12 protein-coding genes are annotated in these 12,636 nt (G+C 67.5%); 5 read left to right on the top strand and 7 right to left on the bottom strand.

Annotated elements, in window-relative coordinates:
* Positions 1 to 10 precede the first annotated feature (10 nt).
* Positions 11 to 1,204 carry a UDP-galactopyranose mutase gene (gene glf / locus M5J20_RS04905; protein WP_253577080.1) on the bottom strand — a complete coding sequence of 398 codons (1,194 nt, stop codon included), beginning with the start codon at positions 1,202 to 1,204 and terminating at the stop codon, positions 11 to 13.
* Positions 1,205 to 1,341: 137 nt separating this feature from the next.
* On the opposite strand from glf, the gene M5J20_RS04900 reads away from it, so the two are divergent.
* Positions 1,342 to 3,246: an N-acetylmuramoyl-L-alanine amidase gene (locus M5J20_RS04900; protein WP_253577077.1), complete on the top strand. Its 1,905-nt coding sequence runs from the start codon at positions 1,342 to 1,344 to the stop codon at positions 3,244 to 3,246.
* Here the strand turns inward: M5J20_RS04900 and glpK are convergent.
* Positions 3,243 to 4,721, bottom strand: coding sequence for a glycerol kinase GlpK (gene glpK, locus M5J20_RS04895; protein ID WP_253577074.1), 1,479 nt, complete (start codon positions 4,719 to 4,721; stop codon positions 3,243 to 3,245). The two genes, M5J20_RS04900 and glpK, sit on opposite strands and share 4 nt — an antisense overlap.
* Before the next feature lie 380 nt (positions 4,722 to 5,101).
* Between glpK and M5J20_RS04890 the strand changes: the two genes are divergently transcribed.
* Positions 5,102 to 5,965 (top strand): hypothetical protein, encoded by an 864-nt coding sequence (locus M5J20_RS04890; RefSeq protein ID WP_253577071.1) that lies wholly within the window; start codon positions 5,102 to 5,104, stop codon positions 5,963 to 5,965.
* A gap of 13 nt (positions 5,966 to 5,978) precedes the next feature.
* Here M5J20_RS04890 and M5J20_RS04885 read toward each other — a convergent pair whose 3' ends face one another.
* Genes M5J20_RS04885 through serS form a run of 3 tightly spaced genes read right to left on the bottom strand, consistent with a single transcriptional unit; the run spans position 5,979 to position 8,892 of the window.
* Complete coding sequence (locus M5J20_RS04885; protein WP_253577068.1) at positions 5,979 to 6,800, bottom strand: HAD family hydrolase; 822 nt, start codon at positions 6,798 to 6,800, stop codon at positions 5,979 to 5,981.
* Positions 6,800 to 7,642 (bottom strand): lysophospholipid acyltransferase family protein, encoded by an 843-nt coding sequence (locus M5J20_RS04880; protein ID WP_253577066.1) that lies wholly within the window; start codon positions 7,640 to 7,642, stop codon positions 6,800 to 6,802. The genes M5J20_RS04885 and M5J20_RS04880 overlap by 1 nt, the downstream gene beginning before the upstream one ends.
* Positions 7,639 to 8,892 (bottom strand): serine--tRNA ligase, encoded by a 1,254-nt coding sequence (serS, locus tag M5J20_RS04875; protein WP_253577063.1) that lies wholly within the window; start codon positions 8,890 to 8,892, stop codon positions 7,639 to 7,641. Before serS ends, M5J20_RS04880 begins: the two co-directional genes overlap by 4 nt.
* Before the next feature lie 67 nt (positions 8,893 to 8,959).
* Between serS and M5J20_RS04870 the strand changes: the two genes are divergently transcribed.
* From M5J20_RS04870 to M5J20_RS04860, 3 genes are read left to right on the top strand one after another with little or no spacing between them, the layout of a single operon-like run.
* Positions 8,960 to 9,679 (top strand): GntR family transcriptional regulator, encoded by a 720-nt coding sequence (locus tag M5J20_RS04870; RefSeq protein ID WP_253577059.1) that lies wholly within the window; start codon positions 8,960 to 8,962, stop codon positions 9,677 to 9,679.
* A 10-nt stretch (positions 9,680 to 9,689) separates the two neighbouring features.
* Positions 9,690 to 10,781, top strand: coding sequence for a septum formation family protein (locus M5J20_RS04865; RefSeq protein WP_253577057.1), 1,092 nt, complete (start codon positions 9,690 to 9,692; stop codon positions 10,779 to 10,781).
* Positions 10,778 to 11,125, top strand: a complete 348-nt coding sequence (locus M5J20_RS04860) for a metallopeptidase family protein (RefSeq protein WP_253577054.1) — start codon at positions 10,778 to 10,780, stop codon at positions 11,123 to 11,125. Before M5J20_RS04865 ends, M5J20_RS04860 begins: the two co-directional genes overlap by 4 nt.
* On the opposite strand, the gene M5J20_RS04855 is transcribed toward M5J20_RS04860, so the two are convergent.
* Both M5J20_RS04855 and pheA read right to left on the bottom strand, forming a co-directional pair.
* On the bottom strand, positions 11,104 to 11,724 hold the full coding sequence (locus M5J20_RS04855; protein WP_253577052.1) for a histidine phosphatase family protein: 621 nt from the start codon (positions 11,722 to 11,724) through the stop codon (positions 11,104 to 11,106). The two genes, M5J20_RS04860 and M5J20_RS04855, sit on opposite strands and share 22 nt — an antisense overlap.
* Positions 11,725 to 11,727: 3 nt before the next feature.
* Positions 11,728 to 12,636, bottom strand: coding sequence for a prephenate dehydratase (pheA, locus tag M5J20_RS04850; RefSeq protein WP_253577049.1), 909 nt, complete (start codon positions 12,634 to 12,636; stop codon positions 11,728 to 11,730).

Here is a 12,636-nt window from a genome sequence, read left to right as displayed (position 1 = left end):
CCGTGACCCCCTAGTGCCCGCGCGCCTGGTTGATGGCCTCGCCGTGCTCGAAGAACGGGCGGAGGTGGTTGTCGAACAAGCTGAGCGCAGCGCCGATGGCCATGTGCATGTCCAGGTACTGGTAGGTGCCCAGGCGGCCGCCGAAGAGCACGCGTGCGGAACGCGACTCTTCAGCCGCCAGCTCGCGGTACTTGAGCAGCTTCTCGCGGTCCTCGGGAGTGTTGATCGGGTAATACACCTCGTCGTCTTCCTCGGCGAAGCGGGAGTACTCCTTCACTATCACGGTCTTGTCGTCCGGGTACACGTCCGCGCGCTCCGGGTGGAAGTGGCGGAATTCGTGGATGCGGGTGTACGGCACGTCGGCGTCGTTGTAGTTCATCACCGGGGTGCCCTGGAAGTCGCCGACTTCTAGGACTTCCTGCTCGAAGTCGAGGGTGCGCCAGCCCAGGCGTCCTTCGGCGTAGTCGAAGTAGCGGTCGACGGGGCCGGTGTAGACCACCGGCGCGCCCGGCGACGCCGCCATGACCTCGTCGCGAATGTCGAACCAGTCGGAGTTCAAACGAACGTCGATAAGCTCGTGCTCCGCCATGCGCTCGAGCCACGCCGCGTAGCCGTCGACGGGCAGGCCTTCGTACTTGTCGTTGAAATAGCGGTTGTTGAAGGTGTAGCGCACCGGCAGGCGGGAGATGATCTCCGGCGGCAGGTCGGTGGGATCGGTCTGCCACTGCTTGGCGGTGTAGTGCTTCACAAAGGCGTCGTACAGCGGCTTGCCGATCAGCGCGATGCCGCGCTCCTCCAGGTTCGTCGCCGCCGCCGGGTCGAGGCCCTCACGCTGCTCCTCGATGAGCGCCTTCGCCTCTTCCGGCGAGTAGTAGCGGCCGAAGAACTGGTTGATCAGGCCGAGGCCCATGGGGAACTGGTAGGCGGTGCCGTCGTGCATCGCGAAGACGCGGTGCTGGTAATCCGTGAAATCGGTGAAGCGGATGACGTACTCCCACACTCGGTCATTCGACGTGTGGAAGAGGTGCGCACCGTATTTGTGCACCTCAATGCCGGTTTCCGGCTCCTGCTCGCTGTACGCGTTGCCGCCGATGTGGCTGCGCTTCTCCACCACCAGCACGCGCTTGCCCAGCTCGCTCGCGGCCTGCTCCGCCACGGTGAGGCCGAAGAACCCGGATCCAACAACGATGAGGTCGTATTCCATGCGGCCTATTTTCGCATAGTTGCTTTTCGACGTTTGTTTGCGCGACACGCCGAAGCTTCAACCCTTACTTGAAACTTGAGGGTGCATTACACTGCACATTGATTAACTGTTTTCACATGTGCCCCAGGAGATGAACAGTGCAACAACGACGACGCCTCAATCCGGCGGCCCCGGCCGCCAAGCACCCGCTGCTCGCGGCGCTTCTCGCGGCGATCCTCACCGCGGCCATGATCGCCGCCGCAATGTTTTCCAACGGCCGCATCCTGCAGGTCCAGACGGCGGCTCCCGCCGACGTCGAGGTGTACAGCGACACCGCCTCGTTCGCCGGCGGCGCGGAAGTCACCGTCGACGACGCAGCGATCCGCACCCAGGGCGGCGAGGAAGAGCACGTCCGCCGCGTGGTGAAGGAGTTCACCCGCGACCGCGAGTTCTCCATCTTCGCGCTGACCTGGCGCGGCGACCGCGACATCGCGGCGTACGTGCGCTCCCAGCGTCCCGACGGCACGTGGAACGAGTGGCACGCCATGGACCCGCTGGATCCGCCGGCCGGCTCCGACCTCTTCGGCACCGAGCCGATCTACGTCGAGCCGACCACGCGCGTGCAGGTCTCAACCGGCAATGTGGACATGCTCGAGGGCGGGCGCCAGATTTCCGACGCCCCCACCACCGCCCGCGACTTGGACGCGGTGTTCATCGACGGCGGCGTGGGCACCGTCGCCGGCGACATCACCCCGGTCGTTGATTCCTACTCCCGCTACATGCCAAAGGTGATCACCCGCACGCAGTGGGGCGCCGGTGCTTCCCGCACCCCGACGTACACCGAGCCGGTCACCGCGGTCACAGTGCACCACACCGCCGGTTCGAACAACTACACCGAGGCGCAGGCGCCGGGCATCGTCCGCGGCATCTGGCACTACCACGCGGTCACCCAGGGCTGGGGCGACATAGGTTACAACGCGCTGGTGGATAAGTACGGCAACATCTACGAAGGCCGCGCCGGCGGCCTCGACCGCGCCGTCCAGGGCGCCCACGTCGGCGGCTTCAACACGAACACCTGGGGCGTGTCCCTGCTCGGCGACTACATGCAGACCACCCCGAGCACGCAGGCCATCTCCGCGCTCGGCGAGATCATCGGCTGGAAGGCCGCCGTCGCGGGCTTCGACCCGATGGGCTACAGCTACCACACTGCCGACTTCGACTTCCGCGGCTCCAAGTACGCCGCCGGCCAGGGCGCGACGTTCCCGAACATCAACGCGCACCGGGACTTCCACTACAACCAGTGCCCGGGCGACTACCTCTACGCCCGCATGGGCGCCATCCGCGGCGCCGCGCAGGTGAAGTACACGCAGGTGCGCAGCTCCCGGGTGTTCGCCAACCCACTCATGCCCAACCCGCGGGTGAGCACCACCGAGACCACCACGGACGGCACCAAGACCGTCACCAACACCATCACCAGCCCGGACGGCACCACCACCACGGTGACCAACCAGCAGGGCACCACCCAGAAGGTGAACACCACGCTGCTGTCGGACCTCGCCTCGGGCGACACCGTCGCCATCGCCACCGTCGTAGGCACCATCGCCGGTGTCGCGCTGATCTACGCCTTCCAGCAGGGCATGTTCGACGACGCCATCAAGAACGTCGGCGGCACCGAACTCCTCGCCGGCCTGACCGTCAAGGACATCACGCCGTACATCACCCCGGCGCTGAAGGTCGTCGGCAGCTCCGAGGTCGCCGGTGTCTGGCAGCAGCTCGAGCCCGCACTGGGCAAGGCCGCCGGCACCGTGTCCGGCCCGAACGGCACCGCGATGACGTTCTACGCCAACGGCATCGGCGTGCGCGACGCCCAGGGCCAGATCTTCTCCCTCGTCGGCGAGATCGCCAACGCCTGGCTGCAGCAGGGCCTCGACCTCGGCCCGCTCGGCCTGCCGATTGCGGCGCAGACCAGCATCAACGCCGACGACATCCGCATGGAGTTCGAGGGCGGCACCATCGTGTTCACCCCGTCCACCAAGACGGTGAACATCATCACCAACCGCTAGACCTGGTTATACGACCGCGCGACCGCGTCCTCCCACCTGGCGAGGAGGCGGTCGCGTTCTTCATTGCCCAAGCTTGCGGAGAAGGTGGTTGTCGGGCCGAGGCTCAAAGGAACGTCGATAAGCGAAGCCCCGATCCCCGCCGCCGACGCCGCACCCATCACCGTCGTCTCCATGTTGGCCGGGCGCACCACGTTGAACCCGAGGATGTCCGCCTGCATCTGCATGAGCAGGTTGTTCGCGGTCATCCCGCCATCCACCTTCAGCGTGTCCGGCGAGCCGCCCATCGCGCGCACCACCTCGAGCGTCTGCAGACACGTCGCCTCCAGCGCCGCGCGGGCGATGTGCCGCTTATCGACGAATCGTGTCAGCCCGCAGATAATCCCCCGCGCGTCCGGGCGCCAGCGCGGCGCGAAGAGCCCCGAGAACGCCGGCACGATTGTCACACCGCCCGAGTCCGGCACCTGCGCGGCGAGTGTCTCCGTCTCCTCTGCGGAATTCAGGATGCCCAGCTGGTCGCGCAGCCACTGAATCAGCGACCCGCCGACCGCGACCGAGCCCTCCTGCGCGTACACCGGCGACTGCCCCGCAACCTGGTACGCGACGGTGGTGAGCATGCCCGTCTCGCTGAACACCGGCGTCTCACCCGTGTTGAGCAGCATAAACAGGCCTGTGCCGTACGTCATCTTTGCGTCGTGCCGCTTCAGGCAGTGCTGCCCGAACAGCGCAGCCTGCTGGTCACCGAGCACCCCCGTGATGGGCACCCCACCGAGCGGGCCGCGGCTGCGCACCGGGGCGAACATGCCTATCGACGGCTTAATTTCCGGCAGCATCGCCCGCGGCACCCGCATCGCCTCGCAGAGCTCGTCGCTCCAATCCAGCGTGTTGAGATCCATGAGCAGCGTGCGGCTGGCGTTGGTCACGTCGGTGAGGTGGAGCGAGTTCGCCGCGTCACGCGCACCGCCCGTGAGGTTCCAGATCAGCCACGTGTCCATCGTGCCCGCGAGGAGCTCGCCGCGCTCCGCGCGCTCGCGCGCGCCCTCCACGTTGTCCAGAATCCACGCCCACTTCGGCGCCGACGGGTAGGAGTTGTGCAGAAGTCCCGTCTGCTTCAAGTATTTGCCCAGGTCATCCGTACTCTCCGGGTTCGTGCGCGTGTCTTGCCACACGATTGCGTTGTAAATCGGCCGGCCCGTGTCCTTCTCCCAGATCACCGCCGTCTCGCGCTGGTTGGTGATGCCGAGCGCGCTGATGTCCTCGTCAGCGATGTCCTGCTTCGCCAGCGCCTCCACGACCGCCCGGCGCGTGTTGCGCCAGATCTCCATCGCATCGTGCTCCACCCAACCCTCGCGCGGCATGATCTGCGCGTGCTCGTAATGAGCCTGCGACACCACCGTCCCGTCGGTGTCAGTGATGATCACCCTGGTAGACGTCGTGCCCTGATCAATCGCGGCGATGTACGTGGCGCTGTGCGGCATACCGGCAGTGTACGGGGTGGGGTGCACGGGTTTGTGCAGTGGCGTGGGGTGGGGTGGGCCGAGGCGCGCGGCTGGTACCAGGCGTTTTCCTTGACAGCTCCATTCAGGTTGCAGTGGCCGCTGGAGCTGTCAGCGACTGGAGCTCTCAACGGCAACGCCCTGACCTGCGGTTTTAGTTAGCTGACCCATCAACGAACTCGCTGACAGCTCCAATTGCAACCTGCAGATGGAGCTGTCAGCGTTGAGCAGCTAGAGAACTGGCGCCCCTCAGCAGGTTATCCACAGCGCCCCAGGTGACACATCAACACAACAAGGGTAGTTATCCACAGGCGAGGTGCGCGAGCTTCCGGAACCGCCACCCGTGAGCAACACTGAAGCCCATGGAGGGGAAAACGTATAGAGAACAGAAGCGCGCGGAAGAGCTGGCGCTCATCCGCAAGGTATCCGGTCGAGCTAAGAAAGCAGTGGTCACGGGGCCAGCCGGAGCACGCCTGCTGGGCATCAGCACCTACAACTGGGTTGAGAAGGTCGACCTGCTGAAGCAAGGCAACGGGCACGGGTACGGTCAATCTCGCCCGTACACGGACCGGGTTTACCGCAGCTCCTCCATCGACCCCGAACAGATCAGAACAAAAGACGGCATCGCGCATGCGTCGCTGATCAGGTGTTTCTTCGACAGTTTCAGGTACCACGGCCGCATGGAAGCGCTCGTCCAGATCGAGTCAGCCCGCTACAAGTGGAACACACTTACCATCGAAGAGCTGCTGAAACGCTGCGAAACTCTTCCCCGCGCGAAGGGGCTGCGAGAGTTCCGCAGGCTCATCGAGTACTCCGGAAGCACGAGCCAGAGTCCGCTCGAGACGCTCGCGCGTGACACGATCCTCACCGCGATGGCCGCGGGCGAGCTGCCGGAAGTGCACACGGTCGAGTTCCAGATCCCGTTCTGGATCAAAGCACGCGACGGCACGATGCAGATCGCGCGAGTGGACATCCTCATCAACGGCTACCTGGTCATCGAGCTGGACGGCAGCATCAAGACTGACGGCACGTTCGGCGACCCGGACTTCGTGACTCGCGACGAACGCCACCGCGAAACAGAGTTGCAGAACCAAAGCCTGCTGGTCAGGCGGGCTGGGTGGACAAGCGGCCGGGGGCAGCCGCTGCTGGATCTCATCCGCACGGCGCTCGCCAACCATCCAGCGCCGGTCAACCTCCCTGTGCGCGCGGAGGAAATGGCCCCCTGAGCCCCCGGACCCCCTAGAACCAGTGCTCAAGCACGGCGGCAACACCGTCTTCGTCGTTGGAGGCGGTCACGTAATCGGCGGCGTCCTGCACCAGCGGCGCGGCGTTGGCCATGGCCACGCCCATGCCGGCCCAGGCGAGCATCTCGACGTCGTTCGGCATGTCGCCGAACGCGACGACCTCGGACGCGTCGACGCCGTAGCGCGCGGCGAGTACGGACACGCCGGTGGCCTTGTTCACGCCGGGGCAAGAGAACTCGAGGAGGCCCTCGTCCATGGAGTAGGTCACGTGGGCGCTCGACGGGTCGATCGCGGGCGCGACCAGCTCAAACATCTCGGCAGACGACATGTCCATGCAGCGCACCAGCAGTTTCGCGGCGGGCACACCGATGAGCTCGCCAACCGTCACCACGCCGAACCGCGCGTCCCAAGCGTCGGGGTTGTATTCGCGCGTGATCAGGAAGCACTCCTCCTCCGGTTCGAGTGCGCTGGTGCCCACGCGCTCTACGCCGTAGCCGTGCGGGATGCCGGCGAGCGCGGTTTCGACAGCGTCGACAACGTCGCGCATCGCGTCCGTCGATAGTTCAAAAGCCCTGAGTACGGAGTCGGAGGCCGGCTCGTACACCACGGCACCATTCGCGCACACGCAGATCGGCGCGAGCGGCAGCTGATCAAGCACCGGCATGAGCCAGCGGTGCGGGCGACCGGTCGCAAGCCCGAAATGCACTCCGCGCCGCACGGCCCGCGCCACCACGTCGCGCAGCCGCGGGCTGACGCGGCCCTGCGAGTTGAGGAACGTGCCGTCGATGTCGCTGATGATCAGCTTGGGTGCGCCCATCAGGAGCCTTTCTTCGCTTGCCGACGGCGCTTTTTCGCCGCCTTCTTCGCAGCCCGCGCCTCGCGCTCCGCGGCGTAGATGGCATCGGCTTCCGCGATGGTGGGCGCTCCGCCGCCGAGCGACGCCGGCATCCACGCCTCCCCGCCTTCCACGCCGACGAGTTCGGCGTATTCCTGCCGGGAAGCGTCGAGAAGCTTCTGCATCGCAGCCTTGAGGCGCGCGGTGTCGGTGTCGGCGTCGCCGGTGAGGGCGACCGGCTCGCCGTAGCGGACAATGACGGGCACCTTGCGCAGCTGCTTCGGCAGGTCCTTGGTCCAGATGCGCTGGGAACCCCAGATGACGCAGGGGATCAGCGGGACGTCGGCGGCGTGGGCGATGCGCGCGGCGCCGGTCTTGAACTTGGCCAGCTCGAAGGAGCGGGAGATGGTGGCCTCCGGGAAGATGCCCACCAGCCTGCCGTCCTTGAGCTCGCTGACTGCGTCGTCGATCGCCCCGCCACCCTTCGCGCGGTTGACCGGGACATGGCCCATGGTCTGCAGGATGCGGCCGAGCACCGGCACGTCGAAGACGCTCTTCTTCGCCATGAAGCGCACGAGGCGGTTGCCGCCCAGGTGCGGCCCGACCCCCATGAGGACAAAGTCGTAGTACCCGGTGTGGTTGCCGGCGAGCAGGGCGCCGCCGCGGGCGGGAATGTTCTCGACGCCGTACACGGTGACGTCGATACGCGTCAGTCTCAGCAGGCGCCGCGCCACGCGGACCGCGCCCTGATAGAAGCGCTCCTTCGACTCCTCGGGGTGGTCGGCGGGCGGCGTGTACCCGGCGGGGAGGGTCAGCCCGCTCACGGCACCAGCACGTCCTTGCCCACCCACGGGCGCAGCGCCTCGGGCACGACCACGGAGCCGTCGGCCTGCTGGTGGTTCTCCAAGATGGCGACGAGCCAGCGGGTGGTCGCCAGGGTGCCGTTGAGGGTGGCGGCGGTCTGGGTCTTGCCGTCGGCGTCGCGGTAGCGGGTGTTCAGGCGGCGGGCCTGGAAGGTGGTGCAGTTTGAGGTGGAGGTCAGCTCGCGGTAGGTGTTCTGCGACGGCACCCACGCCTCGGTGTCGAACTTGCGGGCCGCGGAGGAGCCGAGGTCGCCGGCGGCGACGTCGATGATGCGGTACGGCACCTCGACCAGGCTGAGCATCTCGCGCTCGAGGCCCAGCAGACGCTGGTGCATCTCCTCGGCCTCCTCCGGCTTGCAGTAGACGAACATCTCGAGCTTGTCGAACTGGTGGACGCGCAGGATGCCCTTCGTATCCTTGCCGTAGGACCCCGCTTCACGACGGAAGCAGCTCGACCACCCGGCGTAGAGCAGCGGCTCGTTCGAAAGATCGATGATCTCGTCGCGGTGGTAGCCGGCGAGTGCGACCTCGGAGGTGCCGACGAGGTAGAGTTCGTCGCGCTCGAGGTAGTAAATCTCCTCGTCGTGCTCGTCGAGGAAGCCGGTGCCGGCCATGATCTCGGGGCGCACGAGCACCGGCGGGACGATGACCTTGAAACCTGCCTCGCGCGCCTTCTGGGCTGCGAGCATGAGCATGCCCAGCTGCATCCAGGCGCCGTCGCCGACGAGGTAATAGAAGCGCGCGCCGCCGACCTTGGCGCCGCGGGCCATGTCGATGATGCCCAGGCCCTCGCCCAGGTCGAGGTGGTCCTTGACCTCGAAGTCGAACTCGGGCACCTCGCCGACGTGCTCGAGCACCACGAAGTCCTCCTCGCCGCCGGCCGGGGCACCGACGATCGGGTTCGGGATGGCCACCTGCAGACGCGCCACCTCAGCTTCGGCCTCCGCCTGGGTGGCCTCGGCTGCCTTCACGCGGGCCTTGAGCTCATTCGATCCTTCGAGCAGGGCCGGGCGCTCCTCCGGGGAGGCCTGGCCGATCTTTTTGCCGAAGGCCTTCTGCTCCCCGCGCAGCTCATCCGCAACTTGGATGGCTGCGCGCCGCGCCTCGTCGGCGGCGAGCAGCTGGTCCACCAGCGCGGGATCCTCACCGCGGGCGACCTGGGATTCACGGACGGCATCGGGGTTTTCGCGCACACTCTTGAGATCGATCACGCCTTCTGACTCTACAGGCTCGTCCACGCCCTAGACTGGTCATAACCAGCAGCGTAAACTGGGTGTCATGATCACCGACGGCCCCCAGCCCAAGCACGCGCAACTGCGCGAGATTCTGGAGCGGAAGTGCGTCGAGGAGCTCAAGCCCGGCGACCCGCTGCCGGGCGAGCGCGCGCTGGAGGAAGAGTTCGGGGTCTCGCGCATTACGGTGCGCCGCGCCATCGGGGATTTAGTCAACGCCGGCAAGCTGCGCCGCGTGCGCGGCAAGGGCACGTTCGTGGCGCCGTCACCGGTGGTCAGCCGTCTGCACCTCGCCAGCTTCTCGGAGGAGATGCGCCACCAGGACGTGGAGTCGTCGTCACGCGTGCTGCTCTCCGGCACCGCTCCCCCGCCCCCGGAGGCCGCGGCCTTTTTCGGCACCGCGCCGGACACGCCCCACATTCACTTACGGCGCCTGCGCCTCGGCGACGGGGAGCCCTACGCGGTAGACGACGCCTGGTACAACGCCGAGCTGGTCCCCGACCTGCTCGATAACGATGTGGAGCAATCCGTCTACACCGTGCTGGAGCGCGAATACGGCTGCGGCATCACCGAGGCGGACCAGACGGTGAGCGCGACCAGCGCCGGCATGCCGAACGCGATGCTGCTCGATGTCACGGCCAACACCCCGCTTTTGCACGTGGTGCGCCACGGGCGCAGCGGCGCGATGCACGTGGAGTACTGCACGTCTGTCTACCGCACGGACCGCTACACCTTGCGCACCCGCGTCGTACGCGAGCTGGGTTAGGCTAACCCGCATGGCTTCATCCGGACTCACCCGCACCTCCGCCGCGCGCGCCTTCATGGTGGCTGCACTGGCGGGCTCCGTCGGCGTCGGTTCCTACGGTTTCGTGGCGGAGCGCGCCGGCCAGCCCGACACCGGCGCGACCACTCAGGCGCAGACGGGGACGACGGTTGCGGAGACGAGCGGGAATCAGCCGTCGGCAAGCGAAAGCGCCATGACGTTCACGACGGCGGACCAGGGGTCCTGCCTGACGTGGACGGTGGGGCCGGACGGCGCGATTTCCGGCTTCGAGCAGGCGGATTGCGAGGGCGAGCACCGCTTCGAGGTGTCGTTGCGCGAGGATCTGGGCACGTACCCGACCAGCGAGTTCGGGCCGGACGCGCCGATGCCGAGCCAAACTCGCCAGGCGCAGCTGCGCGAGGAGCTGTGCGGCGCGGCGACGATCCGCTACCTCGACGGGCGCTACGACCCGACCGGCCGCTACTCCATCGCCCCGATCCTGCCGCCGGCGGCCGCGTGGGAGAAGGGCGACCGCACGATGCTGTGCGGCCTGCAGGAGACGGACCGCTCCGGCGCGCCGATCTTGACCACGGGCCGCGTCGCGGACCAGGACCAGGCGCGCGTGTTCGAGCCCGGCCAGTGCGTGGCGGTGGACCAGACCAACTCGCTGACCGTGGTGGATTGTGCCGAGCCGCACCAGATGGAGATCACCTCGAAGGTGTCGCTGGCCAGCGTGTTCCCGGACCACACCCCGGCCGTGGAGGAGCAGGATGCGCACCTGGGCGACGTGTGCACCGCCGCCGCGCAGGACTACCTCGGCGGGGAGGAGAACCTGTACCAGATCACGCTGCAGCCGTTCTGGACCACGCAGAAACCCGCGGCGTGGGACGGCGGCTCGCGCTCCGTGAACTGCGCGCTAGTGTCCTCGCGCCCCGAGGGACAGTTCGCAGAGCTCAGCGGCACCGCGCTCGGGGGCAGGGAGCAATTGCTTATCGACGGCGCACCTCCCGCCGAAAGGCCCGAGCGACGCCCCCTGCGTTCCGAAACCGGGGCTGGCGGTGCTGGCGAGGCGGCACCCGCGCCGGATGCGGAAGCGCCGCAATGACACCGGTGACGCAGGCCGAATTCGAGGCCATGATCAACGACGCGCTGGACACCATCCCGGACGAGTTCGCCCGCCACATGACAAACATGGTCGTGCTGGCGCGCGACTTCAACGAGGACAACCCGGAGCTGCTCGGCCTCTTCGAGGGCGTGCCGCTGCCGGAGCAGTACGCGAACCACTCGGGTTTTCTCCCGGATGCTGTATTTATCTACAAGAACGCGCTCGAGGCGATCTGCGCCGACGAAGAGGAGCTACGCCACGAGGTGAAGGTGACGGTGCTCCACGAGGTGGGCCACTACTTCGGCATGGAGGAGCACGAGCTTCACGAGCTCGGGTGGGGGTAATCCGCCCACTGCACCACGCGCCACTCGCCGAACTCCCCCACCGGGTCGATGACCACGAACTGGCAGTTAGCCAGGTGCGACTGCTCGGCGTACTGGGCGCTGACCTCGGTAGCGTTGGCGGCGAAGGCGCGGATCGCGCCGCCGTGCGAGACGATCACGGTGTTGCCGTCTTTCAGCGCGTAGGGCGCGAGCGCGCCGTGGTAGCGGGCGAGGAAGAGCTCGAGCGACTCCCCCTCTTCAATCGCGGCCGCAAGGTCGCGCTGGTAGAAGCCGCGGAACGCGCGGAAGTACCCCTCGTGGGCCTCGCGGGAATTCTGCATCTCCCAGCGCCCGGCGTTGACCTCGTGGAGGCCCGGCACCGCCGGAATGTCGGCGAACCCGCTGGCGGTCTCCGGGCCGAAGGCCAGCGCCGCGGTCTGGCGGGCGCGCAGCGCCTCGGATGAGACGACGCGGTCCACGTCGTACAGCCCGCGGATCTCATCGCCCGCGGCCAGGGCCTGCTCTCGGCCGAGTTCGGTGAGCTCCGCGCCGGGCAGCTGGGTATCCAGCTTCCGGTCCACATTGGAGGTGGTCTGGCCGTGTCGCAGCAGAATCAGCATGGTCTAGTTTCCTTCCTTGGCGGCGCGAACCCAGGCGTCGGCCTCCGCGATGCGGTCGGAGCTCACGGCGCCGGCGCGGGCGGCACCGGCGGCAACGAAGCGCGGCCACGAGCCCAGGAAGCGCACCCAGCTCGCGCGCAGGTAGACGCCGCGCAGCGCCTCAGCGACGGGCGCGTCGTCGATGTGGCCAACCACGTCGACAAAGAAGTTGTAGGTGTTCGGCTCCTGCCTGGTCGGGCGCGATTCGATGCGGGAGAGGTCCACGCCGCGGTAGGCGAACTCCTGCAGGATGGCCACGAGCGTGCCCGGCTCGTTCGGGGTTTGGAAGACCACCGAGGTGCGGTCGAACCCGGTGCGCGCTGGCGGCGCCCCCACAGGGCCGGCGAGCACGAAGCGGGTGCGGGCTGTGTCCATGTCGGCTACGCCGGTCGCGTGCACGTCGAGGCCGAAGAGGTCGGCGGCGCGCTCCGGCGCGGCGGCGACATCGGCTTCGCCCTCGGCGACCATGCGGGCGGCAGCCGCGTTCGAGGACGCCGAGACGAATTCAACCCCCGGCAGGTTGTCCGCAACCCAGCCCTTAACCTGCTGGTAGGCGACGGGGTGGGTGGCCAGGGTGCGAGCGTCGGCAAGCGTGAAGCCCGGCCGCGCCATCATGGCGAAGCTGATTTCCAGCTCGGTCTCGCCGACGATCTGCACGCCGGGCTCGACGAGCGCGTCGGAGGTGGACGTCACTGCGCCGTCTACCGAGTTCTCGATGGCCACCACCGCGTACTCGGCCTCGCCCGCGCGCACGGCGGCCAGCGCCGCGGCAGGCGAATCGCTCGCCACGTACTCGGGTTCGGGCAGATCGAAGCGGCGGGCGGCGGCCTCAGTGAAGGTGCCGGCGGGGCCGAGGTACGCGATGCGGGTCAC

This window comes from Corynebacterium stercoris, assembly GCF_024160105.1.
GTDB lineage: Bacteria > Actinomycetota > Actinomycetes > Mycobacteriales > Mycobacteriaceae > Corynebacterium > Corynebacterium stercoris.
Note: the sequence above shows the minus strand (reverse complement) of the source record. Positions and strands in the feature narration are given on the sequence as shown.

What these genes read in the sequence shown, in the direction of transcription:
- glpK (WP_253577074.1), bottom strand. Translation starts at nt 4,721, where the DNA reads ATGCCGCACAGCGCCACGTACATCGCCGCGATTGATCAGGGCACGACG.
- M5J20_RS04885 (WP_253577068.1), bottom strand. Translation starts at nt 6,800, where the DNA reads ATGGGCGCACCCAAGCTGATCATCAGCGACATCGACGGCACGTTCCTC.
- M5J20_RS04855 (WP_253577052.1), bottom strand. Translation starts at nt 11,724, where the DNA reads ATGCTGATTCTGCTGCGACACGGCCAGACCACCTCCAATGTGGACCGG.
- M5J20_RS04890 (WP_253577071.1), top strand. Translation starts at nt 5,102, where the DNA reads ATGGAGGGGAAAACGTATAGAGAACAGAAGCGCGCGGAAGAGCTGGCG.
- M5J20_RS04860 (WP_253577054.1), top strand. Translation starts at nt 10,778, where the DNA reads ATGACACCGGTGACGCAGGCCGAATTCGAGGCCATGATCAACGACGCG.
- M5J20_RS04865 (WP_253577057.1), top strand. Translation starts at nt 9,690, where the DNA reads ATGGCTTCATCCGGACTCACCCGCACCTCCGCCGCGCGCGCCTTCATG.
- glf (WP_253577080.1), bottom strand. Translation starts at nt 1,204, where the DNA reads ATGGAATACGACCTCATCGTTGTTGGATCCGGGTTCTTCGGCCTCACC.
- M5J20_RS04870 (WP_253577059.1), top strand. Translation starts at nt 8,960, where the DNA reads ATGATCACCGACGGCCCCCAGCCCAAGCACGCGCAACTGCGCGAGATT.